The sequence below is a fragment of the Streptococcus sp. HMSC072C09 genome (assembly GCF_001813105.1).
GTDB lineage: Bacteria > Bacillota > Bacilli > Lactobacillales > Streptococcaceae > Streptococcus.
On record NZ_KV811485.1, the window covers coordinates 142,234 to 168,538 of the forward strand.

Annotated in this window: 24 protein-coding genes and 1 pseudogene; 19 read left to right on the top strand and 6 right to left on the bottom strand. The window is 42.1% G+C overall.

The features are described 5' to 3' along the window. The coding region (locus HMPREF2893_RS00790) for an ABC transporter substrate-binding protein (protein WP_261674163.1) at positions 1–992 on the top strand (992 nt) is incomplete at its 5' end. Between the two features lie 205 nt (positions 993–1,197). Here HMPREF2893_RS00790 and HMPREF2893_RS10465 read toward each other — a convergent pair. Beyond that, positions 1,198–1,290 (bottom strand): annotated as a pseudogene (locus tag HMPREF2893_RS10465) (VOC family protein); the annotation flags it as partial. Between the two features lie 100 nt (positions 1,291–1,390). Between HMPREF2893_RS10465 and HMPREF2893_RS00795 the strand changes: the two are divergent. After that, positions 1,391–2,044 (top strand): hypothetical protein, encoded by a 654-nt coding sequence (locus HMPREF2893_RS00795; protein ID WP_049491623.1) that lies wholly within the window; start codon positions 1,391–1,393, stop codon positions 2,042–2,044. Positions 2,045–2,128: 84 nt separating this feature from the next. On the opposite strand, the gene HMPREF2893_RS00800 is transcribed toward HMPREF2893_RS00795, so the two are convergent. Then, positions 2,129–2,515: a bleomycin resistance protein gene (locus HMPREF2893_RS00800; RefSeq protein ID WP_070673817.1), complete on the bottom strand. Its 387-nt coding sequence runs from the start codon at positions 2,513–2,515 to the stop codon at positions 2,129–2,131. Between the two features lie 11 nt (positions 2,516–2,526). After that, on the bottom strand, positions 2,527–3,354 hold the full coding sequence (locus tag HMPREF2893_RS00805; RefSeq protein WP_045759219.1) for an exodeoxyribonuclease III: 828 nt from the start codon (positions 3,352–3,354) through the stop codon (positions 2,527–2,529). Between the two features lie 135 nt (positions 3,355–3,489). Here HMPREF2893_RS00805 and HMPREF2893_RS00810 point away from each other — a divergent pair, with 135 nt between their 5' ends. From HMPREF2893_RS00810 to HMPREF2893_RS00885, 16 genes are all read left to right on the top strand, one after another. After that, positions 3,490–3,942 carry a DUF3290 family protein gene (locus HMPREF2893_RS00810; protein WP_003006267.1) on the top strand — a complete coding sequence of 151 codons (453 nt, stop codon included), beginning with the start codon at positions 3,490–3,492 and terminating at the stop codon, positions 3,940–3,942. After that, complete coding sequence (locus tag HMPREF2893_RS00815; protein WP_003006271.1) at positions 3,939–4,571, top strand: DUF421 domain-containing protein; 633 nt, start codon at positions 3,939–3,941, stop codon at positions 4,569–4,571. The genes HMPREF2893_RS00810 and HMPREF2893_RS00815 overlap by 4 nt, the downstream gene beginning before the upstream one ends. Before the next feature lie 421 nt (positions 4,572–4,992). After that, entirely contained in the window at positions 4,993–7,044 is a 2,052-nt protein-coding gene (gene pbp2b, locus HMPREF2893_RS00820) for a penicillin-binding protein PBP2B (protein WP_049491000.1), read from the top strand. A gap of 10 nt (positions 7,045–7,054) precedes the next feature. Beyond that, complete coding sequence (gene recR, locus HMPREF2893_RS00825) at positions 7,055–7,651, top strand: recombination mediator RecR (protein ID WP_003002450.1); 597 nt, start codon at positions 7,055–7,057, stop codon at positions 7,649–7,651. A gap of 76 nt (positions 7,652–7,727) precedes the next feature. Beyond that, positions 7,728–8,774 (top strand): D-alanine--D-alanine ligase, encoded by a 1,047-nt coding sequence (locus tag HMPREF2893_RS00830; protein ID WP_049490999.1) that lies wholly within the window; start codon positions 7,728–7,730, stop codon positions 8,772–8,774. 274 nt (positions 8,775–9,048) lie between these two features. Beyond that, positions 9,049–10,419 carry a UDP-N-acetylmuramoyl-tripeptide--D-alanyl-D-alanine ligase gene (gene murF / locus HMPREF2893_RS00835; protein ID WP_049490998.1) on the top strand — a complete coding sequence of 457 codons (1,371 nt, stop codon included), beginning with the start codon at positions 9,049–9,051 and terminating at the stop codon, positions 10,417–10,419. Next, on the top strand, positions 10,409–11,020 hold the full coding sequence (locus tag HMPREF2893_RS00840) for an NUDIX hydrolase (protein WP_049490997.1): 612 nt from the start codon (positions 10,409–10,411) through the stop codon (positions 11,018–11,020). Before murF ends, HMPREF2893_RS00840 begins: the two co-directional genes overlap by 11 nt. Positions 11,021–11,050: 30 nt before the next feature. Further along, positions 11,051–11,752 carry a YwaF family protein gene (locus HMPREF2893_RS00845; protein WP_003006289.1) on the top strand — a complete coding sequence of 234 codons (702 nt, stop codon included), beginning with the start codon at positions 11,051–11,053 and terminating at the stop codon, positions 11,750–11,752. Between the two features lie 25 nt (positions 11,753–11,777). Then, positions 11,778–12,464 carry a YwaF family protein gene (locus HMPREF2893_RS00850; RefSeq protein ID WP_003006292.1) on the top strand — a complete coding sequence of 229 codons (687 nt, stop codon included), beginning with the start codon at positions 11,778–11,780 and terminating at the stop codon, positions 12,462–12,464. A gap of 13 nt (positions 12,465–12,477) precedes the next feature. After that, complete coding sequence (locus HMPREF2893_RS00855) at positions 12,478–13,158, top strand: YwaF family protein (RefSeq protein WP_003006294.1); 681 nt, start codon at positions 12,478–12,480, stop codon at positions 13,156–13,158. A gap of 58 nt (positions 13,159–13,216) precedes the next feature. Continuing rightward, a complete protein-coding gene (locus HMPREF2893_RS00860) occupies positions 13,217–15,142 on the top strand; it encodes a DUF2207 domain-containing protein (protein WP_049490996.1) in 1,926 nt (641 codons plus the stop codon). A 185-nt stretch (positions 15,143–15,327) separates the two neighbouring features. After that, complete coding sequence (locus HMPREF2893_RS00865) at positions 15,328–16,875, top strand: peptide chain release factor 3 (protein ID WP_023917622.1); 1,548 nt, start codon at positions 15,328–15,330, stop codon at positions 16,873–16,875. A gap of 77 nt (positions 16,876–16,952) precedes the next feature. Next, positions 16,953–17,333 (top strand): PH domain-containing protein, encoded by a 381-nt coding sequence (locus HMPREF2893_RS00870; protein WP_003015210.1) that lies wholly within the window; start codon positions 16,953–16,955, stop codon positions 17,331–17,333. Between the two features lie 41 nt (positions 17,334–17,374). Next, on the top strand, positions 17,375–18,283 hold the full coding sequence (locus tag HMPREF2893_RS00875) for a magnesium transporter CorA family protein (protein WP_049472123.1): 909 nt from the start codon (positions 17,375–17,377) through the stop codon (positions 18,281–18,283). 803 nt (positions 18,284–19,086) lie between these two features. Further along, positions 19,087–20,658, top strand: coding sequence for a degradosome RNA helicase CshA (locus HMPREF2893_RS00880; RefSeq protein ID WP_070673818.1), 1,572 nt, complete (start codon positions 19,087–19,089; stop codon positions 20,656–20,658). Between the two features lie 352 nt (positions 20,659–21,010). Further along, the gene (locus tag HMPREF2893_RS00885) at positions 21,011–21,904 is read left to right on the top strand and encodes an aldose 1-epimerase family protein (RefSeq protein WP_070673819.1); all 894 of its coding nucleotides are present in this window, start codon (positions 21,011–21,013) and stop codon (positions 21,902–21,904) included. A 16-nt stretch (positions 21,905–21,920) separates the two neighbouring features. On the opposite strand, the gene HMPREF2893_RS00890 is transcribed toward HMPREF2893_RS00885, so the two are convergent. The 3 genes from HMPREF2893_RS00890 to HMPREF2893_RS00900 all read right to left on the bottom strand — a co-directional run bounded on the left by HMPREF2893_RS00890 (position 21,921) and on the right by HMPREF2893_RS00900 (position 25,340). Next, positions 21,921–22,184: a GIY-YIG nuclease family protein gene (locus HMPREF2893_RS00890; RefSeq protein ID WP_004219743.1), complete on the bottom strand. Its 264-nt coding sequence runs from the start codon at positions 22,182–22,184 to the stop codon at positions 21,921–21,923. Continuing rightward, positions 22,174–22,920, bottom strand: a complete 747-nt coding sequence (locus HMPREF2893_RS00895; protein WP_021152863.1) for a tRNA1(Val) (adenine(37)-N6)-methyltransferase — start codon at positions 22,918–22,920, stop codon at positions 22,174–22,176. The genes HMPREF2893_RS00890 and HMPREF2893_RS00895 overlap by 11 nt, the downstream gene beginning before the upstream one ends. A gap of 80 nt (positions 22,921–23,000) precedes the next feature. Beyond that, the gene (locus HMPREF2893_RS00900) at positions 23,001–25,340 is read right to left on the bottom strand and encodes a cation-translocating P-type ATPase (protein WP_070673820.1); all 2,340 of its coding nucleotides are present in this window, start codon (positions 25,338–25,340) and stop codon (positions 23,001–23,003) included. A gap of 175 nt (positions 25,341–25,515) precedes the next feature. On the opposite strand from HMPREF2893_RS00900, the gene HMPREF2893_RS00905 reads away from it, so the two are divergent. After that, complete coding sequence (locus tag HMPREF2893_RS00905; RefSeq protein ID WP_070673821.1) at positions 25,516–26,262, top strand: lysophospholipid acyltransferase family protein; 747 nt, start codon at positions 25,516–25,518, stop codon at positions 26,260–26,262. The last annotated feature ends 43 nt before the right edge of the window (positions 26,263–26,305 follow it).

A 26,305-nucleotide genomic window follows, 5' to 3' on the forward strand; every position in this document is an offset into this window, starting at 1 on the left:
AGAAAGCAATCTTGAACAAGGACTTCCGTCAAGCGGTGAACTTTGGTTTTGACCGCAAATCTTATGCGGCACAAGTTTCAGGGGCTGATGCGGCTGAAAATACCCTTCGTAGTACCTTGGTGCCACCAACTTATGTCCAAGTCAATGGAGAAGACTTTGGTAAAGTCGTTGAAAAACAATTGGTTACCTACGGAGACCAATGGAAGGGTGTGAGCCTGGACGATGGTCAAACGAGCCTTTACAGCCCAGAAAAAGCCAAAGCTTCCTTTGCGAAAGCCAAAGCTGAATTGCAAAAACAAGGCGTTCAATTCCCAATTCATTTGGACTACATTGTTAGCCAAGTGGACAACAGCATGGTCCAACAAGCTAGCTCCTTCAAACAATCTGTAGAGTCAGCGCTTGGTGCAGACAATGTCGTTGTGGACCTTCAAAAGGTATCGGATGATGATTTCCAAAATATCACCTACTTCAGCGATACAGCGGCTGCGAGAGATTACGATATCTCAGGCGGTGGTTGGGCTCCTGACTACCAAGACCCATCGACTTATCTTGAAAGTATCAGCCCAGTAAATGGTTCTGTCTTCTACTATCTTGGTATTGATGCAGGTTCAAACAATCCAGCCATTGCAACAGTTGGTTTGGATCAATACGCTAACATGTTGAAAGACGCCGATGCTGAATTGTTGGATCAAGGAAAACGCTATGAAAAATATGCAGCAGCGCAAGCTTGGTTGACAGATAGCTCGATTACGCTTCCAACTGTCTCAAATGGTGGTGCTCCAATGCTTCAACGGACCGTGCCATACAGCCGTGCTGCTTCATGGGTAGGTACTAAAGGAACAGGAACCTTCTACAAATACCTTGAAATGTCGAAAGATGTTGTCACCACAAAAGACTTTAACAAGGCCAAAGAAGAATGGTTGAAGAAAAAAGCAGAATCCAATAAAAAAGCTCAAGAAGATCTCAAAGATCACATCGAAAAGAAAAAATAAATCAATCATTGTTCCATCAATGAGGATAAAAAAAGTCGGAACCTTCATGTGAGGGTTCCGGTTTTTTAGGTATCGAATGTTAGTCCATCTCGTTCTTTTAGATGAAAGATAGATCAACCACTGCATCTTGCTCGGCAATCCAAAAACAGTTAAGAGGCTAGGACTTTTGGCCCAGCCTCTTAACTATAGACGGGTGATCATCATTCTATTCACTAAATCTTAAAAAATAGCCATCTGGATCTAAAACTGCAAATTCATGAGGATAGATATAATGGTCGCCAACAAGAAATTCTCTTTTGTTGTACCCTATGCTTTTTAGCGAAAACGTTTCCTATTTAAATAAACTCTAAAAAATGATAAAATATTTGTAAGTCAACCACTTAAGGAGGTTAAGCATTGTGAAAAACAAAATCTTATTAGGTTCTATGACGCTCCTATCTGCATTTATACTAGCAGCATGCGGAAATAGAGAAAAGAAAACAAACGAAACTACAGCAGCACCAACAACTGAAGTCACTAAAGAAACTACGGATGCACCAACGACAACAACTCAAACAACAACTCCTGGGTCTTCTTCTGGGGCAAAAGAAATATCCCTTGCAGATACTCAACGTATCGGAAATGAAAAATTTGGTTATATCAATATCCCTAAAGATTGGGTCGTACGCACTACTCGAAGTAGCAAAGCGCTCGAATATTTATCACCAGACAAAAACAATGCGTTAATAATGGATTCAAACACTAAAGATACTGTTAAACTTGGCCCCAACGAAACCTTTGACGCAGAGTTACTTGCGAACCGTTTATATAGCTCATTCGGAAAACACAAAAATCGAACTAGTATAGAAGGTGTAAAAGCTATATTTGCCGGTGGGGACGCTTTCTTAATAAAAGTAACAGTTAAAGATGGGAGTACTTTATACGTATGGGTATTCCAAAAAGGAGATAAAGTATACACAATCATAATCCAAGGTTCAGAAGATATGATTAAATCCTTAAGACCTGTTCTCGAGCAATCTTGGGGCCTAGATCCGAATACTCCGGGGAAATAATCCTTAAAAAACTAAAAGAGACTAATCAATGTGATTAGTCTCTTTCTTTTTTTGTTTCTTTTTCTACTCTAGTGATCTATTTTCTTATTCACTAAATCTTAAAAAATAGCCATCTGGATCCAGAATTGCAAATTCATGAGGATAGATATAATGGTCGTCAACACGAAATTTTCTTTTAATTAATGGGCGATGAATAGGATAGTTGGCTTCTAACAATTTCTGATAGAGTCTAGGGACATCCTCTATACCAAAGGAGATGTTAATTCCTTGGCCAAATGGGTAGGTTAGTTCAGCTAATTCTTCAACTGTCCCCTCCTCTAGCATGAGCTGGCAATCTTCAAGAGACAGGAAGAGAAATTTTTCTTCTGGGCGCTCGTATTCGATGGTGAAACCGAGCAAATCACAGTAGAAGGAACGGGACTGTTCTATATTCGAAACCATAAACTCGGGAATTACTGAATTGTAGTTCATAAAGAAAATCCTTATAATTCAATTTCCAAGACAATCGGTGTGTGGTCTTGGCGTGCGCCTGAGTCAATCATGTCTGATTTAGTAACCTTATCTGCAATGCGGTTTGAGGTTAACCAATAGTCGATTCTCCAGCCTGTATTGTTGATTTTTGAAGTCTTGCTGCGTTGTGCCCACCAAGTGTAACGCTCCGGTACATCTCCGTGGAGGTGGCGGAAGGTATCTGTAAAGCCTGCTGCTAAAAGGTTGGTAAAGCCTGCACGTTCTTCGTCTGTGAAACCTGGTGAACGACGGTTGCTGGCAGGGTTGGCAAGGTCGATTTCCTTGTGGGCCACGTTGTAGTCTCCAGTAGCAAGGACAGGTTTTTCTTTGTCTAAGTCAGCCAAATATTCAGCATATTTGACATCCCATACTTGGCGTTCTGCTAGGCGTTTGAGGCCATCACCGGCATTAGGAGTATAGACTTGTGTTACAAAGAAGCCATCAAATTCCAGAGTAATGATCCGGCCTTCCAAGTCCATGGTCGAAGGAGCACCGATCTCTGGGAAAGTCACAATAGGGGAGAGCTCTTTTTTGTAGAGGAACATAGTCCCAGCGTAGCCTTTACGAGCCGGCTCTTGAGAAGAACGCCAGGTGTTTTCATATTGCGGAAAGAGTTCCTCAAGAATTTCGAGGTGTTTTTTAGTAGGTCCTTTGGCGGATAACTTGGTTTCTTGAATGGCAATGATATCTGCATCCTCAGCGACCAAGGTTTGAAGGACTTCTTGAGAGAGTTTAGCACGTGCTGAATCGCTGGTCAATGCAGCATTAAGCGAGTCGATATTCCATGAAATGAGTTTCATTGTGTTTCCTTTTCTTGACATAATTGATAGTTTTATTATAACAAAATTTTAATAATTTTCTGATCACAATGCCTTGAAAGCTCTTGTGAAATCTATTATAATAGATTGAATTCATTTGGAGAAAGGGAGTTCTTTATGAAATTTTACTCTTATAACTATGTGTTGGGTCAGATCAGTCAGCAAAATTGGGTGACCATTGGGATCTCTGGTTTGCTCATTCTACTGACTGGTTTTTTTGCGGTGAAAGCCTATCGGGATAAGCACGATAGCAAATTCCGTGAATTATCCATTATCTCGATTTTGACTCTGGTTGCAGTGGTCTTGATCGGCATCAGCAGTTTCCAAAATAGCCAAAGTAATAATGACCAATTTCAACGTTCTCTGCATTTTATTGAGGTCATCTCAAAGGAGTTGGATGTCAAAAAAGAAGACGTCTATGTCAATACTTCAGCAGCCACAGATGGGGCGATCCTGAAGGTTGGAGAGGTTTATTACCGAGCTATCGCAGGATCTGACCCAGATAGCTACCTATTAGAAAAGATGGATCTGTATAAAACAGACGTGGAACTTGTGGAGGTGAACAAATGATAGTAAATTTTTTAAACATCTTGATTAAATTAGCTTTGGGCTTGATTTCCTTGGTATTTGTCATCAATGTGACCGGGAAAGGAAACTTAGCACCAAATTCTGCAGTAGACCAGATACAGAACTTTGTTCTTGGGGGCATTATTGGTGGGGTCATCTACAATAGCTCCATTACCATTCTTCAATACATTGTGATTCTCTTAATGTGGACTATTTTGATCTTGCTCTTAAAATGGCTCAATACCAATGTTCGTTTTATGAAGCACTTGATTGATGGAAAACCAACTGTCATCATTAAAAATGGGAAACTGGATCCGGAAGCGTGTCGTTCCAAAGGACTTTCTGCTTCAGATGTTGCTTTGAAACTACGTGGACAAGGGATTTTTCAATTAAAAGATGTGAAGCGCGCTGTTATTGAACAAAATGGTCAATTGATCGTTGTCCGTGCGGGGGATGAGAATCCTAAATACCCAATCATTATGGATGGTGTGGTTCAGCTTGAAATTTTGGAAACAATTGGGAAAAGTGAAGAGTGGTTGCTAGCTGAATTGGAAAAAGAAGGCTATGACAACGTTTTGGATATTTTCATTGCTGAGTATGACAAAGGAAAAATCAATGTTGTGACTTATTAGAAAAAAAGATTGGGCGAGCATGTCCAATCTCAAATTGAAGACAAAATAGTCTTAAAAACTTTCCTTAGGTGAGTACGGACGTCAGCGAACTTCGACGAAGTTCCATGACTTAGTTTTGAACCTAAAGTTTCAAAACTCCCGAGTTCCTGAAACAATTGTGTTTCAGGAACTTTTCTCACGGCGGAAAGTTTCGACATATGCTTGAATAAGCTTAAAAATTAAAAATCAATATTTTTTCAACCACCTCACATAAGGTTGTACATGTAAAAAAGTTTGTGTTAATTTCAAGATTGGGCGAGCAGGTCCAATCTTTTTTCTTCATAAAATTCCAGGAAAGGTCCCTTCCTTTTCTTGAGATACTCTTGGAAAAATAGTAAAATGGAAGGTAAGTGTTGATTAGAAAAGAAGGATAGAACATTTCATGAAGAAGAAAATACGGAAGTTTGAGAATCATTCGATAACACGCAGACTCTATCTGCTGTTTAGTTTGATTTGCCTTCTTTTTTTGGTTCTGATTGCCCGACTTGGCTATATGCAGATCTCTCACCAAGCCTACTATACGGATAAATTGGCAAAAGCTACCAAAAAGACGGTCAAACAAGGGAGTGTGCGAGGGCAAATCTATGATGCTTCTGGTAAGCCCTTGGTGGAAAATGTGGGAAAACAAGTCCTGACTTTTACGCGCGATCGTAAAATGACGGCCCAAGAAATGCGAGAGACAGCTGGGAAACTCCTGCAGTATGTCGACGTAGAAAATCCTCAAGTAACCGAACGGCAAGAAGTGGATTACTATCTAGCCAATACCAAGGTCTACCAAGAGGTCGTGGAACACCTGCCTGAGAAAAAGAAATTTGATACTGATGGCAATCGTCTACCAGAAGCTAAAATCTATCAAGCGGCAGTGGACAGCATTGACCCTTCAAAACTCGGTTACACAGATGATGAGAAAAAGATTATCTATCTTTATAGCCAAATGAATGCTGTGGAGAATTTTGCGACGGGGATTATTTCGACGCAAGCACTAGGAGCTGAGCAGATTGCGACCATCGCGGCTGACAGTCAGGACCTTCCTGGAATTGCGATCACGACCAGCTGGGACCGCAAGGTTTTGGATACTCCTTTAGCTTCTATCATCGGAACGGTTTCGACTGAGCAGGCAGGACTTCCAGCAGAAGAAGTCGAGGAATATGTCAAAAAAGGTTATGCCCTCAATGACCGGGTTGGAACATCTTATCTCGAAAAGGAATACGAAAACGTCCTTCAAGGAAAACGCAGTGAAAAAGAAATTCTCCTGGATAAAAATGGCAACATGGATAAAGTGGTAGACATTTCAAAAGGAGCTAAGGGAGAAAACCTCAAGCTCTCGATTGACTTGGATTTCCAAAAAGGGGTGGAAGATATTCTCCGCTCTGCCTTTAGCGCAGAGTTGCAAGCTGGAAATGCGACCTACTCCGAAGGTGTCTATGCTGTAGCCCTTGAGCCTGATACAGGGAAAGTCCTTGCCATGGCAGGGATCAAACACCAGGCTGGTAGTCAAGATTTATCAACCGATGCTTTGGGAACAGTCACCAATGTTTTCGTCCCAGGATCGGTCGTTAAAGGAGCAACCTTGACTTCAGGATGGGAAAATGGTGCCATTTCCGGCAATCAGGTACTGACCGATCAGCCCATTGTTTTTGCAGGATCAGCTCCTATCAATTCTTGGTTTACCCAATACGGCAGTCGCTCCATCAATGCAGTAGAAGCTTTGGAATATTCTTCTAATACCTACATGGTCCAGATTGCTCTTAAGATGATGGGGCAACCCTACACTCCCAATATGACCTTACAAGTGGATCAGGTGGACCCTGCTATGAAAAAATTGCGTTCTACTTTTGCAGAGTACGGTCTTGGAACGTCAACGGGGATTGACCTTCCCAATGAATCGACAGGCTTTATTCCGAAAGAGTATACAGTCGGCAATTATTTGACCAATGCCTTTGGCCAGTTTGACAACTATACACCGATGCAATTGGCCCAGTATGCGGCAACCGTTGCAAATGATGGGAAGAGGGTGAGTCCTCATGTCGTCGAAGGCATCTATGACAATAATGATCAAGGGGGCCTTGGTCAGTTGAAAAAAGCGATCGAAACCAAGGAGCTCAATCAGGTCCATATCTCAGCGGAGGACATGGCCTTGATCAAGCAAGGGTTCTATCAGGTTGCGAATGGTACGAGTGGGTTGACGACAGGGAAAACTGTTGGTCAAGGTGCCAGTGTCTCCATTAGTGCCAAGACAGGTACGGCCGAAACCACAGTCGATGGAGGCAAACAAGCCATTAATACCAATGTGGTGGCTTATGCACCGTCAAACAATCCAAAGATTGCAGTAGCAGTGGTTTTTCCACATAATACCAATCTACAAGCGACGGTCAGTCATTCCATTACGCGCGACATTATTAATTTATACAATCAGAAACACCCCATGAATTAGAGAGGAAACTATGCTTTATCCAGCACCTATTGCAAAATTAATTGACAGCTATTCGAAGTTGCCAGGAATTGGGATCAAAACAGCGACTCGTCTGGCTTTTTACACCATTGGTATGTCAGATGATGATGTCAATGAATTTGCCAAAAACTTACTCAATGCCAAGCGTGAGCTGGGGTATTGCAGTATTTGTGGCAATTTAACCGATGAAGAAACCTGCGAGATTTGTCGAGATGAAACGCGGGATCCATCCCTCATTCTTGTTGTAGAAGATAGCCGGGATGTATCTGCTATGGAGAATATCCAGGAATACCACGGTCGCTATCATGTCTTACATGGCTTGATCTCGCCTATGAATGGCGTGGGACCCGATGATATCAATCTCAAGAGTTTGATTAGTCGCTTGATGGATGGAACAGTTACAGAGGTCATTGTTGCGACCAATGCGACGGCAGACGGGGAAGCGACATCGATGTATATCTCGCGTGTGCTCAAGCCAGCAGGGATCAAAGTGACACGTTTGGCACGGGGACTAGCAGTTGGAGCCGATATCGAGTATGCGGACGAAGTGACCTTGCTTCGTGCGATTGAAAATCGGACAGAATTATAAGAGAAGTTCTTTCGAAAGGGCTATCATTGTGGTATACTATCAAGTAAGAAATCAAGGGAACAATTAGGGAGAAACTATGAGTAAACAAGACTTAATCCTGTTGTATGGCGGACGTAGTGCAGAACGTGAAGTTTCTGTTCTTTCAGCAGAAAGCGTGATGCGCGCAATTGATTACCAAGCATTTTCGGTTCAAACCTACTTTATTACGCAGTCAGGAGATTTCATCCAGACGCAAGCTTTTGAAGAGAAACCAGCGGATGATGAGAAATTGATGACCAATGAGACAGTGGACTGGTCTAAAAAAGTGGCACCATCTGCGATTTACAAGGAAGGAGCAGTAGCCTTTCCAGTTCTTCATGGACCAATGGGAGAAGATGGTTCCATTCAAGGCTTCTTAGAAGTCTTGAAGATGCCTTATGTCGGCTGTGGCATCCTAGCTTCCAGTGTTGCGATGGACAAGATCACGACCAAACGGGTCTTGGAGTCTGCTGGAATTCCTCAAGTTCCTTATGTAGCTGTAGTGGAAGGCGATGACGTGGATGAGAAAATTGCTACAATTGAAGCGACTCTCTCTTATCCTGTCTTTACCAAACCATCCAATATGGGCTCTAGTGTTGGGATTTCAAAATCTGAAAACCAAACAGAGCTTCGGACTGCTCTCGAATTGGCCTTCAAATACGATAGCCGTGTCTTGGTAGAGCAAGGAGTCAATGCGCGTGAGATCGAAGTTGGACTGCTTGGAAACTATGATGTGAAGAGTACCTTGCCAGGTGAAGTTGTGAAAGATGTGGCCTTCTATGATTATGATGCCAAATACATCGACAACAAAATTACCATGGCGATTCCGGCTCAATTGGACCCTGAGGTTGTGAAAACCATGCGGACCAACGCAGAAAAAGCCTTTCGTGCGATCGGTGGTCTAGGTTTAGCGCGTTGTGATTTCTTCTATACCGATAAAGGAGAGATCTTCTTAAACGAACTCAATACCATGCCAGGATTTACTCAATGGTCTATGTATCCCTTGCTTTGGGACAATATGGGACTCAACTATACAGATTTGATTACCAAGTTAGTAGAGCTTGGAAAAGAAGTCTTCCAAAAACACGAAGCGCATTTGTTGTAAGAAAAGAGAGAGTGGGACAGAAATCGGTAATTCGTTAGAATTCGATTTCGTCGTCCCACCTCTGCACAGTTGAGTAGGGCTGTAAAAGCTGATGAAATCAGCGTAGTAGAGCCCACTCAACCACTGCGTCTTGCTCGACAACCTAAAAATAATCAAGAGGCTAGGACTTCTGTCCCAGCCACTTTTTTTGTGGTCTAGAATATGGTATAATGAGAAGAATTTGATAGGAGCGTCCAAATCTTTGAGGACGTTACGGAGAACTGAGGAGTCGGATATGAATCTCACATTACATGAAGTTGCTCATCTAGTACGTGCAAAAAATGATATCAGCCAATTTGAAGATGTGGCCCTCGTCAAGCCGGAATTTGACAGTCGTTTGATTGGGCCTGGAGACCTGTTTGTTCCTTTAAAGGGAGCGCGTGATGGTCATGACTTTATTGAGACTGCTTTTGAAAATGGAGCCGTAGCCACTTTTTCAGAGAAAGTGATCGAAGGCCACCCTTATATTTTGGTGGAAGATGTGCTGAGCGCTTTTCAAACACTAGCTGCAGCCTATCTTCAAAAGACAAAAGTAGATGTTTTTGCAGTAACGGGGTCAAATGGTAAAACCACCACAAAAGATATGTTGGCACAGCTATTGTCCACCACCTACCTGACCTATAAAACACAAGGAAACTATAATAACGAAATTGGTCTTCCTTATACGGTTTTGCATATGCCAGAAGGGACGGACAAACTCGTCCTTGAAATGGGGCAAGACCATCTAGGAGATATCCATCTCTTGTCAGAACTGGCGCATCCAAAAGCTGCTATTGTCACCTTGATTGGAGAAGCCCATTTGGAATTCTTTAAAGATCGAAGTGAGATCGCAAAAGGAAAACTCCAGATTGCGGATGGCATGCCAGAAGGTGGCCTTCTGGTGGTTCCAGCTGATCCGATCGTGAATGCCTACCTCCCTGAAAAACAAAAAGTGGTTCGCTTTGGGCCAGATGAGGAGATTTTTATTACCGAGTTAATCGAACGAAAGGACAGCCTAACCTTCCGAGCGAATTTCTTAGAAGAAGCGATTGATCTTCCGGTAACAGGAAAATACAATGCGACCAATGCTATGATCGCAGCTTATGTTGCTTTGAAAGAAGGAGTGAGTGAGGCTGCGATTCGTGATAGTTTTGAAACCTTGCAATTAACGCGCAACCGGACAGAATGGAAGAAGGCCAGTAACGGAGCGGATATCCTATCCGATGTCTACAATGCCAATCCAACGGCTATGCGCCTAATCTTAGAAACTTTCTCGACTATTCCTGCTAATCCAAATGGTCGAAAATTAGCTGTCCTGGCAGATATGAAAGAACTAGGGGAGCAATCTATTGATCTGCACAACCAAATGATTCTTAGTCTCTCGCCGGATGTTTTGGATACGGTTATTTTCTATGGCCAAGACATTGCGGGATTGGCTCAGTTAGCGAGTCAGATGTTCCCACTCGGACATGTCTATTATTTCAAGAAAACAGCTGAGGAAGATCAGTTTGAGGACATGGTCAAACAAGTCAAGGAAAGCTTAAAAGAGCAGGACCAAATCCTTATCAAGGGAAGCAATTCCATGAATTTGGCAAAATTAGTAGAGGAATTGGAGAATGGTAAGTAATAATGTACTGAAGGACATTCAGCGCTTGATTTCAATCACCAATACAGGCTTAGCGTTCTCAAAAGATCCATTTGATCAAGAGCGCTACCAGGATATTCGTGAAATTTTACAGGATCTTGTGAGAGAAACGACTGATCTGAATTCACAAGAATTATCGGATTTGTTTCGACCGACAGACCATTACGACACTCCCTTGATTGATGTAAGGGCCTGGATTGTCAAAGATGACAAACTTTGTTTAGTGAAAGGTCAGGGAGAAGAGACCTGGGCTTTGCCGGGTGGTTTTGGTGAGGTTGGCTATTCTCCTAAAGAAAATATTTTAAAGGAAATCCAAGAAGAAACGGGCTATGTAGCACGTGTCAATCGCTTGTTGGCAGTATTTGATACCAATCGCTACCAATTGCAAAGCCGCCAATATGTGAAATTGGTATTTGAATGTGAATTGCTGGATGGAAGTTTTCAACAGAATCAGGAAATTTCTGATCTTGCATTTTTTGAGAGAGGGAAAATGCCTGCTCTTTCTACCAAGCGCAATACAGAAGAACAATTGAATTTCCTTTGGGAGGTTTATGATGGGAAACGAGATTTGTATTGTGATTAAAAACGATCTATAAATTAAAGGGATATAAAAATGACACTTTGGGATTTATTGTTTACGAACCAAAAATCAGCCCCGCCTGAGTTTGGACTCTGGTATTTTTTCCTACCAGTTTCCTTGTTGGTGGTTGGCTACTTTTCTATCAAATATGCGCAGTCAAAAAGCTACCAACGCTTTTGGTACTGGGCACAATTGATTCAAGTCCTGACCATCAATGCTTGGTATATTCTAGCCCACATGCCTTTGACAGATAATTTGCCTTTTTATCATTGTCGCTTGGCTATGCTTGCGATCCTCTTTGCACCGAGAGGGACCTATATCAAGCAATATTTTGCCTTGTTGGGAGTTCTAGGATCCATTGCGGCCTTGGTTTATCCAGCCTTTGACCCCTTCCCCTTCCCCCATATTACTGTGCTCAATCTGATTTTTAGTCACTGGGCCTTGTTTGCCAATAGTTTGATTTACCTGCAAGATTTTTATCAGTCGGAAAAGCAAGATAGCTTACGAATTGTTAAGATCACCTTTGGCATGAATGCAGTCATCTTTTTGGTCAACCTTTTGACCAGAGGAGATTACGGCTTCTTACGACGTCCACCAATCATTGGAGACCACGGTGCTCTCTTTAACTACCTCTTGGTCAGCATCGTGATGGTAGCTGGTATTTGCTTGGTCAATCAACGCTATAAATACAAATACAAGATGGTCGAAGAGAGTATCGTTTCGCGTTCAGAATAAAAAGAGCAGATAAGGGAAAGAAATCATGACACTTTGGGACTTATTTTTCACCAGTCAACCAACGGCCCCTCCTCAATTAGGAGTCTGGTATTTCTTATTGCCGACTTCATTGGTGGTAGTGGGAGTTCTGTCCATTCGATTTGCTCACTCTAAAGCCTACCAAAACTTTTGGTATTGGGGGCAGTTGATCCAGTTGCTCATCATCAACTCTTGGTATCTAGCTGCTCGCTTGCCTCTTTCAGAGAGTCTTCCCTTCTATCATAGCCGGATGGCTATGTGGATTATTCTCTTAGCTCCTAAGAGCAGCTTCAAGCAATATTTTGCCCTCGTGGGAGTCTTTGGCTCCATTATGGCCTTGGTTCATCCCGTCTTTTATCCCTACCCTTTTCCTCACGTATCCTCGATCAACAATGTCTTTGGTCACTGGGCTCTCTTGGCCAACTGTTTGATCTATCTGGTTCAATCCTACCAGGTGGAAGAAGGGGCTGTTTGGAAAATCTGTCAGATGACGTTTGGGATCAATGCCATTATTCAGCTTGCGAATCTCGCAACAGGTGGAAACTACGGCTTTATGCGTCGGCCTCCTGTGATCGGTGACCATGGCCTTGTGCTCAACTATTTCATCGTGACAGTTCTCATGACGGGGACACTGATTTTCATCAATACGATCGTTCAGTACAGTAAGAAAAGAAGAATACCTAAATCTGTTTAAATAAGGAGATTTTATGCATCATTTTTTCACTACAGAATCAACAGCACCACCAGCAATCTCAGCACTTTGGTATAGTGTGATGGTCTTGTTCGTTGTGACAGCGATTATGATGTCACTTCGCTATTATCAGAATGAGCAATTTCGCAAATGCTTTCAATACTTACAAGGCTTCCAGTTAATTTGCTTGTATCTTTGGTATTTTGCCTACCACATTCCTTGGTCCAATAGCTTACCATTTTATCATTGTCGTTTGGCCATGTTTGCGGTCTTGTTTTTACCAGACCGCTGGAAAAGTAAACAGTTCTTTGCCTTGATGGGAGTGAGTGGAGCCATCTTTGCTTTGGGCTATCCAGTCTTTGATCCCTACACTTTCCCTCATATTACGAGTTTTTCTTTCCTCCTCGGACATTACTGTCTCCTCATCAATTCCTTGATTTATCTTTTGAGATGGTATGATCGAAACCTCTTAAAAAATAGTCAGATTGTTCTCTATACCTTTGCCTTAGATTTATTCCTGGTTGGAGTCAATCAATTGACGGGAGGAAATTATGGCTTGATGGCCCGCCCTCCGATTATGAGAGGGGATAAGGTATGGCTCAATTATCTGGTTGTATCCAGTATTTTAGCCCTTGCTTTATTACTCTTTAATCAGTTCTTCAGTCGCAGAAGTGAGCGGGTGAAAGTGAGAAAATAACAAGTAGGAAGGTTGGGACATCTTGGTCTCAACCCTGTTTTATATTAAAGGAGAATATATGAAGCGTTTCTTGCTAATGATTTCCCTCATTTGGAGTTTGGTTTGTACAATCACGATCGCACATGCAGATGATGAAGTTCGCTATTCGATTGAATCCTATGTAGGACACCTCCAATTGCAGGAAGATAGCCAAGCAACATTTACACAAGAGATTACCTATCAGTTTCAGACAGGCTATCATGGTCAATATGTGACCTTAGGAAGCGCTGATCCTCTTCCAAAAGGGTTTAAGATTCATCGTCATCCTGAAGTGGAAGCCTATGTGGATGGGGAAAAACGTGAGATTCGTGTAGAGGAGACAGACCTGGAAGATGGTCGGCAATTAAAAATATACAATGCCCGTATCGTCGGAGGAACGGTCAAGATCAAAGTAAAATGGAAGATTGATCATCTCTTGACTTTCTACAAGGATATTGCAGAACTGAATTGGTTTCCTATTTCAGATGGAGATGAGAAAGTCGCGAAATTAGATTTTTATGTGGATGGCTTGGATGCCAAGCAGGGAAAACTGTATGCCCATACTGGTTACTTTAATCCACCAGCCCAAGTCGAACGGACTGCAACTGGTTATCATATTTGGACAAAGGATTTTCCAAAAAATGGTAAGCTCGAACTGCATGCCTATTGGCCAATGACAGAGGCCCTGCGTCGAGACCAAGCAAATGAGATTAACAAGGGAAATGGAAAAGAGAAATTTCTCAAAAAAGAGAAATCCATTGAACAAAAAACGTTCCTCTATCGGACCCTTCTACTCAAGGTCGTTCCAATTGTATCGGTTCTTTTATTTATCCTAGCTTTCATTCCATGGATCCGGTATTTTATCAGTACCAGAACTCGTCGGATTGCAAAAGGAGTACGATTATACGAACCACCACAGAATTTACCTCCTCTTGTCCTAGCTAAGGCACTGTATCAACTTGATTTTGAACGGATGGTGATGTCTAGAGAGAAGGGGCAACTAAAATTTAATCATCTCATCCAGGCAACTATGTTAGATCTTATTGATCGAGGAAATCTTCGGTTGACTAGGGATGAAAATGGGGAAACCTTGACCTGTCTCCATTATGAAGGCTTGGCTGATTTTGAATTGAAGTTTATTGAAATGATCTTTGATCAAGAATCTCAAATCAATATCAGTGAAGTATTTTCAAGGTATAAAATCGACAAAGTAGCCCTAAAAAAAGACTTTCGAGCTGCTAAATCAGACACCCAACGAGACCGTATTCGAAAGGTCGGAAATGACGTTCAATCACTGTTAAAAAAAGATGCCCAGCAATTGTCAAAAGGGGTAGAGAAGGAGATTGCGAAATTAGGATTGCCTTCTTATTTTAGAGACTTATCTGAAAAAGAAGAAGCTTTTTCAAAAACAGGCTGTGCCTTACATTTTTGGCTCTTACTGATCTTATTTGTGAGCATGTGTTTCTTATCTTTTGGATTTGGTTCCCACCTATCTTCCTTCTATTTTTGGATGATTGTATTGTTGGTCGTCTTCTTCATTCCATTTTATATTCTTGTGAAAATTCGCGAAGAACATCTCCAATCCTTAGAGAACTTGGATGAACAATTTGAATGGATGGCCTTTCGAAATATGATCGAAAGTATTCCAAATTTCAATCAAGCAGAACTGGAGAGTGTTGTTCTATGGAATCGTATCCTAGTCTATGCAACTATGTATGGTCAAGCTAAAAAAGTGAGTCAGGTACTCAAAAATCATCAGATTTCCTTGCCATATGAAAACTGGGACACTGTTGTTTGGCTAACGACCTCCTCAAATTCCTTCCTAGACGGCTCTACCTTGATGAGTTATGCTGATGATTCCTATAGCGTTTCAAGCTTCTCTACTAACTCCTCAGATGGCAGTGGTGGCTTTGACGGCGGTGGCTTTTCTGATGGTGGCGGTGGCGGAGGATTTGGAGCCTTCTAACAGTCATGATGAGAGGACTAGAATCTACGGATTTTAGTCTTTCTTTTTGCTCTCAAAGAAGAATCATCGTTGAAAAAAGTGCCTATTTTCGCTATAATAGGAGAGATAGAGAAATTGAGGAGAGATCCGATGTAAAGATGAATTTGTAAATTTATCAGAAAATAAAAAGAGAAAGAATTAGGAATATGAACGTACAAGAAGAGATTAAAAAACGCCGTACCTTTGCCATTATCTCCCACCCGGATGCTGGTAAAACGACGATTACAGAGCAGTTGCTCTACTTTGGGGGAGAGATTCGGGAAGCCGGTACCGTAAAAGGGAAGAAAACAGGAAACTTTGCTAAATCTGACTGGATGGATATTGAGAAACAACGTGGGATTTCGGTAACCTCATCTGTTATGCAGTTCGACTATGATGGCAAACGGGTCAATATCCTTGATACGCCAGGGCACGAGGACTTCTCAGAAGATACTTATCGGACCTTGATGGCGGTGGATGCTGCCGTCATGGTGGTAGACTCTGCCAAAGGGATTGAGGCTCAAACCAAGAAATTGTTTGAGGTTGTGAAACACCGTGGCATTCCCGTCTTTACCTTTATGAATAAGCTAGACCGGGACGGTCGTGAGCCACTGGATCTCTTACAAGAATTGGAAGAAGTCTTAGGTATCGCCAGTTACCCAATGAACTGGCCGATCGGGATGGGGAAAGCCTTTGAGGGACTCTATGATCTTTATAACCAACGTTTGGAACTCTACAAAGGGGATGAACGTTTTGCGAGTCTAGAAGACGGAGACAAGCTCTTTGCCAACAACCCCTTCTATGAGCAAGTAAAAGATGATATCGAACTCTTGCAAGAAGCTGGAAATGAATTTTCAGAAGAAGCCATCCTTGCGGGTGAATTGACTCCCGTCTTCTTCGGCTCAGCCTTAACCAATTTTGGAGTACAGACTTTCTTGGAAACCTTCCTCAAGTTTGCCCCGGAGCCACACGGCCACAAGAAGACAGATGGAGAACTTGTCGATCCTTATGACAAGGATTTCTCAGGCTTTGTCTTTAAAATCCAAGCCAATATGGATCCTCGTCACCGCGACCGGATCGCCTTTGTGCGGATCGTATCTGGCGAATTTGAGCGTGGGATGAGCGTCAACCTGCCTCGTACTGGTAAGGGTGCTAAGTTATCTAACGTAACTCAATTTATGGCCGAAAGCCGTGAAAATGTCAGCAATGCTGTAGCAGGAGACATCATCGGGGTTTACGATACCGGTACTTATCAGGTTGGAGATACTTTGACAGTAGGCAAAAACAAGTTTGAATTTGAACCCCTGCCAACCTTTACGCCTGAAATCTTCATGAAAGTGTCAGCTAAGAACGTCATGAAGCAAAAATCCTTCCACAAAGGGATTGAGCAATTGGTGCAAGAAGGAGCTATTCAGCTCTATACCAATTACCAAACAGGTGAATACATGCTTGGTGCTGTTGGTCAACTTCAGTTTGAAGTCTTTAAGCACCGGATGGAAAATGAATACAATGCCGAAGTGGTCATGAGCCCAATGGGTAAAAAGACCGTTCGCTGGATCAAACCAGAAGACTTAGATGAGCGCATGTCTTCAAGCCGAAATATCTTGGCGAAGGACCGCTTTGACCAACCAGTCTTCCTCTTTGAAAATGACTTTGCCCTCCGCTGGTTTGCGGATAAGTATCCAGATGTTGAGCTGGAAGAAAAGATGGGATAAGGAACGATTCAAAACCGATCCATAACAATAGAATAAGAAAACGGATAAGATCCGTTTTCGCTTTTAAAGGAGAAATAATGGGATTATTAAGTGGTTTGATGGGCAATGCCTCTCAAAAGAATGTTGATAAAGTAGAAAGAGATCTGGAAGATATCTTGGTGCCGGGAGAGCAAGTCACACTTGCTTTTAGCTTGATTCGTGATTTAATCGTCTTTACAGAGTTTCGTTTGATCTTGGTGGATAAGCAAGGAGTAACAGGGAAGAAAACATCCTACAAATCCCTTCCTTATCGCTCCATCTCTCGATTTTCAGTAGAAACTTCCGGTCATTTTGATTTGGATGCCGAATTAAAAATCTGGGTTTCTTCAGCAGTGGAACCTTCAGAAGTTTTACAATTCAAGAGTGACAACAGTGTCATCGAAATTCAGCAAGCATTAGCCAGTGCGGTCTTTAAATAAAATAATCATTTTGATAGAGAACAGTTGAGAAAGGAGACGGAATGTTTATCGATAAACAATTGGGTCAAGATCGGAAATGGATCAATATCGACTCGGATTTGATTGCTGAAAATTCATATCTTTATAAAAAATACGATATTGACAAAGAAACCATTGAGTACGCGATGGATAAGAACGAACGTGCCCATATGGATTACAATCGAGAAAACGGAACGATCACCTTTATCTACAATGTATTGGATTTAGAAAAGGACAAGGAATACTACGAAACCATCCCCATGACCTTTATCGTTCAAGATACGCGACTCGTGACCATCAGTAATCAGGACAATGCCTATATCATTGAACAAATGGTTCGCTATTTGGAAAGCCATGGGGAGCTGTCGATCTATAAGTTGCTTTTTGCAGGTCTTGAAATGATCAGTAATGCTTATTATCCGATTATTGATCGCTTAGATAAGCACAAAGATGAACTCAATCGTTTGCTTCGAAAGACAACGACGACAAAGAATCTTTATGCCCTGTCTGACCTTGAGACCGGTATGGTGTATCTGGTCGCGGCAGCCAAGCAAAATCGGATGTTGCTAGAACATATCAAAGCGCATGCCATTTATCGCAGGATGAATGATGTTGAAAAAGAGCAGTTTGATGATGCCATGATCGAAGCGCGTCAGTTGGTTTCGATGACTGAGTTGATTTCGAATGTCTTACAGCAGTTGTCTGGATCATACAACAATATCCTAAACAACAACTTGAATGATAACTTGACAACCCTAACCATCTTTGAAGCCTTGTTGGCGGTCTTAGCCGTTATCACAGGTTTCTTTGGAATGAATATCCCTCTTCCGATGACAGAGGATCCCAATGCTTGGATCTATGTATCCCTATGTAGCTTTATATTATGGCTCATTTTGGCAAAGGTCATGCGGTGGATTGTGAAAAAAAGATAAAAAAAAGAGGCTTGGAGAAATCCGAGCCTCTTCGTATCTAGAATAATCTGAGAAATAGGAACCATCTAGACACCTGCCCTCCTCTCCAAAGAAGGGGCAGTGTGAATAGTTCATCGACTGTACAAAATCTTCTTGGAAATAGTAGGAGTAGATTTAATAGTACTGAGTGGTTCTAAATAAATCAGAACTTAGAATAAATCGTTGAATCAGATAAAATGATCCTATTTCTTTATACAGAAATATTTTAGATACTAACTGTATTATACATATTTATTTGTAAAAACGCAAGATAAGAGTTACCAAAAAATAAAAGTTTTCCGATTTTTTTATACTCCAATGATGAAGTATATTAGATGATTGCATGAAGAAAACCTATCCCGGCTAGGTTTTGTGTCACTTTTATGATTTAAAGCTATCTAAGATTTTTTCCTAAAAAATAAAATTAGTCTCCTGTGACTATCATTTACCTCTTCATTGTGTTATACTAGATAAGTTGCAAACTTGTATGAGAGAAATGCTAGGGAGGCAGAACAGATGGAAGGATTCTGTTCGAAAGAAGACTCCCGCAAGTAGGATCTTGTGGCCTATTTGTTTGAAAAACGATACTAGCCAACAACATCCGTTAGGACGCAAAACATTTTTCTCTAAAGAAATTGTAGTCTTAAACAGACGGACTAGTTTTTCTTTAGATGAGTCTTGCGACAGGTGACCGGGAAGGTGACTTCCTATGCAATCAGTGCGTTTTCGCATTGAAAGAAGTGTGATAAAGTGGCTTCGCACCACTTTTTAGAAAGAAGAAAGAATTGAAATTCAATGAATTTAACTTATCTGCTGAATTATTAGCAGAAATCGAAAAAGCTGGCTTTGTAGAAGCAAGCCCTATCCAAGAACAAACCATTCCTTTGGCCCTTGAAGGAAAAGATGTCATTGGTCAAGCGCAAACAGGGACCGGTAAAACAGCTGCTTTCGGTCTTCCAACTTTGGAGAAGATTGATGTCGATAACACAGTAATCCAAGCCCTTGTTATTGCCCCGACGCGTGAGTTGGCGGTTCAAAGTCAGGAAGAACTCTTCCGTTTTGGACGCAGCAAGGGTGTTAAAGTCCGCTCTGTCTATGGTGGATCAAGCATTGAAAAGCAAATCAAAGCCTTGAAGTCAGGTGCTCATATCGTTGTGGGAACACCTGGCCGTTTGCTAGATTTGATCAAGCGCAAGGCCTTGAAACTTAATCATATTGAAACCTTGATCTTGGACGAAGCAGATGAAATGCTCAACATGGGCTTTTTGGAAGATATCGAAGCCATCATTAGCCGTGTCCCAGAAACACGCCAAACCTTGCTCTTTTCAGCAACGATGCCAGAAGCCATCAAACGAATCGGTGTTCAGTTTATGAAAGAGCCAGAACACGTTAAGATTGCGGCCAAAGAATTGACAACCGATTTGGTCGATCAATACTATATTCGTGTCAAAGAAGGCGAAAAATTTGATACCATGACTCGTCTCATGGACGTGTGGCAACCAGAGCTTGCTATCGTCTTTGGTCGGACAAAACGCCGGGTCGATGAATTGACTCGTGGCTTGAAGATTCGTGGCTTCCGAGCAGAAGGAATTCACGGTGATTTGGATCAAAACAAACGTCTCCGAGTCCTTCGTGACTTTAAAAATGGGAACTTGGACGTCTTGGTAGCAACAGACGTTGCGGCACGTGGCTTGGATATTTCAGGTGTGACCCATGTCTACAACTACGATATTCCACAAGATCCAGAAAGCTATGTTCACCGGATCGGACGGACAGGTCGTGCTGGGAAAACAGGGCAATCCATTACCTTTGTATCGCCAAATGAAATGGGCTATTTGCAAATCATTGAGAACTTGACTAAAAAGCGGATGAAGGGAATGAAACCTGCAACAGCAGCAGAAGCCTTCCAAGCGAAAAAACAAGTAGCGCTGAAGAAAATTGAGCGAGACTTTGAGGATGAAAAAATCCGAACGAACTTTGAGAAGTTTGGTAAGGATGCTCGCAAATTGGCTGCAGAATTCACTCCTGAAGAATTGGCTATGTATATCTTAAGCTTGACCGTTCAAGATCCAGATAGTCTTCCAGAAGTTGAAATTGCGCGTGAAAAACCATTGCCATTTAAACCATCTGGTGGTGGCTTTGGTGGGAAAGGCAAAGGGGGCCGTGGAAATGGCCGTCGTGGAGACCAACGCCGTGACCGAAATCGCAGAGATGACCGTGAAGGTGGACGCCGTGATTTCAAACGCAAGTCGAATAAAAATAGCCGAGACTTTGAAGGTAAAGGCAACAAACGTCCTCATCGTACTTCTAATGAAAAGAAAAATGGCTTTGTCATCCGCAACAAAGGGGATAAATAAGTCCTAAAGACGGTCTAGCAATAGGCCGTCTTTTTAATGAAAATCAAAAATACAAGGGTTAACTAGCTGTTAACCCTTGTATATTTATAAGGAGACCTAAATGATAACTGACTCTTTTAGAAAAAATGTATCATGATAAGGAGCATCCTAAAAAAGTCAGAAAACAGAAAGAATGAATTCCTAAAATGGAATATTTCTGTTAACATATTAAGTCTACAATTATTTCCAAGCCTTGTCAAGGATTTTTTCTTATTTTTTTAAAATTTTTGACTAGAAAAATAAAAATTGACAATCTCTTCTAAAAGGTTATAATGAATATAATAACTATACTAATTAAAAAGAGGTGTCGCCCATGGTGATTGCATTAAAAAATGGTGATCTAGAATTACAATTTAAGACATTTGGTGGGGAATTGAGCTCCATTCGAAGTAAGGAAGGCATAGAATATCTTTGGAAAGGGGATCCAGAGTATTGGTCAGGACAAGCGCCGGTTCTGTTTCCGATTTGCGGGAGTGTTCGTAATGGTCAAGTGCAGTATCATCTAAAAGATGGAGTGAAGACAGGCCAGCTTCCAAGACACGGCCTTATTCGGAAGAGAGAGTTTGAACTCAAAGAACAAACAGACCATCGTCTTGTCTTTGAAATTACCTATAACGACGAAAGCTTACAAAATTATCCCTACCATTTTCGAGTGGAAATTATCTATGAATTGCAGGGGAAAGAGATCACCATCACCTATCGCGTGCAAAATTTAGAGTCAGATCAAGTCATGCCTTATTTCATTGGAGGGCATCCAGCCTTTCGTTGTCCCCTTTTAGCAGATGAAGACTATGAAGACTACGAGTTGATTTTTGAAAAAGAAGAAAGCTGTAGCGTTCCTCTCTTGTTCACAGAAACCGGGTTGGTTGATCGCCTGCAGCGGACGCCATTTTTAGACCATAGTCGTAGCCTACCTTTGCGCCATGAACTATTTGAAAAAGACGCCATTATTTTAGATCAATTAGCTTCTAAATCTGTGCAGCTCCTCTCGAAAAAATCTGGTAAAGGTTTGGAATTTGCCTTTGCAGATTTTGAGAATCTCGTCCTTTGGTCTACCAATAACAAGGGGCCTTTCATTGCCTTGGAGCCTTGGACGGGTATTTCCACATCTGCAGAAGAGGGCGATTTCTTCGAAGATAAAAAAGGTGTGATCCAGTTGGCTCCTCAAGAAACACGGAGTCACCAGTACCGTATCACCATTTTGTAAATGAAAAACCGTTGGACTAAGGAGTCCGACGGTTCTTTTTGATATAGTTTAGCTTTGCTTGGCGTGATTTCTTTTTAAAGAGAGCCTCGGCAGACATAGCAGAGGGTTTATCTGGATAGGATTCTTGGTAAAGAAGTTTAACGGGGAGGCGAGCCCGTGTATATTTGGCGCCTTTTCCAGCATTGTGAGTCTTTAGGCGTTTTTCAACATCCGTGGTGTAGCCAGTGTAGAGGGAGCCATCCGCACACTCTAGGACATACATGTAAGCCTTAGTTTCCATAGTAGATCTCATGAATCTCGTCTGTATAGCTGCCGTCTTCATTGTGAATAAAGAGGGGAGGCAGAATTTTTAAACCATCCAGTGAGCCATCCTTGATCGCCTCAATCAACAACATATTCGCCTCTTTGGTCACTTTGGGATAGACAAACTGGATCCGCTTAGGTGCAAGATTGTAACGTTTCATGGTTTCGATGATATCCAAGAAGCGATCTGGACGATGGACCATCGCTAAGCGGCCATTTGATTTAAGAACTCGCTGAGCCACATGGCAAATCTCATCTAAATTGGTCGTAATTTCATGTCGAGCTAAGAGGTAGTGTTCACTCTCATTGAGATTGGAATGCTCATCCACCTTGAAATAAGGGGGATTGCAGAGGATAATATCCACCTTACTGCCCTTGATATGTTGGGGTAAATGCTTGAGATCATCGGTGATCATGGACATTTGCTGGTTCAAGCCATTGAGAGCAATGGAGCGGGTTGCCATATCCGCCAGACGTTCCTGTATTTCGACACCAATGATCTGGGCTTCTGTCCGAGTACTCGCAAAAAGTCCCACGGCCCCATTTCCAGCGCAGAGATCTACGATCAAGCCCCGCTTGGGCAATTTTGGAAAGCGCGAGAGCAGGACGCTATCCACGGAATAACTAAAGACTTCCCGATTTTGTATAATTTTCACATCACTTGAAAAAAGTTGATTGACGCGCTCGCCGTCTTTTAATTCGATATCTGTCATGGCTCTATTATAGCATGAAAAGAGGCCTGGGGAAAGATCGATAAAACATAAAAAGTTGAGAGTTTTTACTCTCAACTTTTTTAATCAAATTCATATTTTTGGAGAATTGTAGTGAGGATAAAGACTCCTGTAAAGATGGCCATCAATGCCAGATAAACTGGGAAAGTAGTGGCTGTAAGGAGGGAAATCTCGATCAAGTTTTTCAACACGATCGCAGATGCGTAGAATCCTACTACAGAGAAGAGGATGAGGAGGGCCCGCCAGATATTTAGTGGCAGGCAAGCACGGATAACGGATAGGAAACCGATGGATCCAAGTAAGTAGTAGGATACAGTAGACATATCGGCTGCAGACCAACCATGGCTTGCTCCCCAAAGGCGAATGAACAAAACACTAAAGACGACCATCAAGGCGCTTGGTAAGGCTAACAGAAGGGAACGTCTCAAGAAGTGTTTTTCAACCGGTTTGATATTGCGTTCAAAGGTCAACACAAATGGTGGGAATCCTTCGACGAATTGGTCAATCAGGGTGATTTGAATAGGGATGAAAGGGAAAATCAGCAAATAGTTGACGTTAAAGAAGAGAGCACTGGCAATACAGATGATAGCCAAGAGGAAGGAATAGATCGTTTTGATAAAGAAGATTGGAGCGATTCGTCCAATGTTATTCACCACACGACGGCCTTCAAAAAGAATTTCTGGAACGTCATTAAAGTCAGAGTTCAAAAGAACAATATTGGCAATTTGACGGGTTGCAGGATCTCCCTCAGCCATTACGATGGAGCAGTCTGCTTCGCGAAGAGCAAGGATATCATTGACCCCATCTCCTGTCATAGCAGTTGTCCGACCAGCTGCTTTCAAGGTTTGGATAAGCAGTTTTTTCTGGTGAGGGGACACGCGCCCAAAGATAGCTGTTTCTTCTGCTTGATCCACTAATTGATCATCAGAAATTTTTGAACAATCAATGTAGTTCTCATAATTTTTGAAGCCAGCTTGTTGAGCGATATAAGAGACCGTCACAGGGTTGTCACCGGAGATGATTTTGAGATCCACTCCTTGAGAGCGCAAATACTCAAGAGTATCTGAAGCCCCTTCACGAATGGGGTCTGTAATCTCAATAACTGCAATCCCTTCAAGATTTTCAGGCAGTTTCAATTCCTGCATGCTGATCAGTTCTGAACTGTGAGCCAAGACGAGCACGCGCGATCCACGAGCTTGTGCTTCGACGACAGCAGCTGGATTTTCTTTCAGGAGCATTTCAGGAGCACCGAGAAAGACGGTTCCAAGGTTGGATAGGTGCATGGCTCCCCATTTCCGATCACTTGAGAAAGGAATAATATTTTCCGCAGTATAGGCATGCTCCAACTCCCCATAAGCCTTGCGAATAGCTTGAGCAGTAGGATTGGTGTCCTCGCTATTTTGCATGTAAGCTGAAAGGATAACTTTGATGGTTTCCTCAGAAAAATGATCAGATAAGCTATGGAGAGCTTCAACTGTCATCTTCCCTTGGGTGATGGTACCGGTCTTATCAAGGCACAAGGTATCCACACGCGCCAGGGTTTCTACTGAGTACATTTCTTGGACAAGAACCTTGCGCATGCCGAGCTTAATAACCGCTGTCAAAAGAGACGTAACTGTCAGTAAGGCAATTCCTTTTGGCAACATTCCCAGGAGAGCTGTGGAAGAATTCACGACAGAATCTTTGATTGGCAGCATCTTGATCAACAATGCTTCAAAGAAGAGGGCAAGGCCAAATGGAATGATAATTTTACCAGTGAAGCTTGAAATTTTCGCTAAGTTATAAAGAATACGCGAATTGATAGGTTTCAAGGTCTTGGCTTCCATCATCAGTTTGTTGGCATAGTTGTTTGCTCCAACTCGCTTGACACGGGCATAGACTTGACCACTGGCAATATAACTACCAGAAAGCAGTTCATCACCAACTTCTTTTAAGACCAGATCACTCTCACCAGTCAGCATAGCTTCATTGGCTTCAGCGATACCAGACATGACTTCGGCATCACTAGGGATCTGCTCACCCGAAGACAAGAGCATTAAATCACCTAGAACAAGCTTTTCTGGTGGAATCGCATCTTTTTCCCCGTCACGAATGACAGTCACTAGCTCACGACTCATGAGGTTGAGCTTATCAATCATCCGCTTGGCGCGCATCTCGGTCATGATCCCTGTAATGGCATTGAAGCAAATGACTGCGAAAAAGATCATATTGCTCCAGGCCTGTACAGCAGCCAAGGCCACAGCAATCACAAAGTTTAAGGTATTAAACAAGGTGAAGACGTTGCGCTTGATAATTTGCCAGGTACTGGTACTTGTATTCGTTGTAAAATCATTGGTTTGTCCGCGATCCATTTTCTTGCGGACTTCACTGAGGGACAAGCCCTTTAAATCAATAGTTTCCATAGACAATATGATATCATTTTTTTGAGAAAAAGACTATCTAGAATCGGTCCGCTGAGACAATTTTTATCTAAAAAAGGTTTGCGGTCAAAATCAGGATACGGTATAATAAGAAAGAACCTTTTACAGGATGGAATATCTTGTAGAGAGACGAATGAAATGGATTTGAGGAACAACTATGTTTTATACCTATTTACGTGGCCTTGTTGCCTTTATTCTTTGGGTTTTAAATGGGAATGCCCATTACCATCATAAGGACAATATTCCAGATCGAAAAGAGAACTACATCTTGGTATCGCCTCACCGGACTTGGTGGGATCCGGTCTATATGGCCTTTGCGACCAAGCCAAAGCAGTTTATCTTTATGGCGAAAAAAGAGCTCTTCACCAATCGTATTTTTGGCTGGTGGATTCGCATGTGTGGGGCTTTTCCGATCGACCGTGAAAATCCAGGAGCAGAAGCCATTAAGTATCCTGTCAATATGCTGAAAAAGAGCAACCGTTCTTTGATTATGTTCCCAAGTGGAAGCCGTCATTCTCAAGACGTCAAAGGCGGTGTTGCCATCATTGCCAAAATGGCGAAGGTCCGTATCATGCCAGTGACTTATACTGGTCCAAGAGACTTGAAAGGGTTGGCAACAGGTGAACGCATTGATATGAACTTTGGACATCCCATTGATATTTCGGATATTAAAAAGATGAATGACGAAGGAGTGGCAGAGGTTGCTCGCCGTATCCAAGAGGAGTTTGATCGCTTGGATGCGGAAGCACAAGCAATCAACACCCCAACAAAACCTTTTATCTTGATTCGCTTGTTAAAAATCCTTTTGATTCCCCTTGTCTTAGTCGTGGGCATCTTGACCTTGCTCTTTAGTTACTTAGCAAGCTTTGTATGGGATCCAGACAAACATCGGAAAAACAAGTAAAAAAACTGAGAGTTTTTCTCAGTTTTTTTTATTTTTACGAATA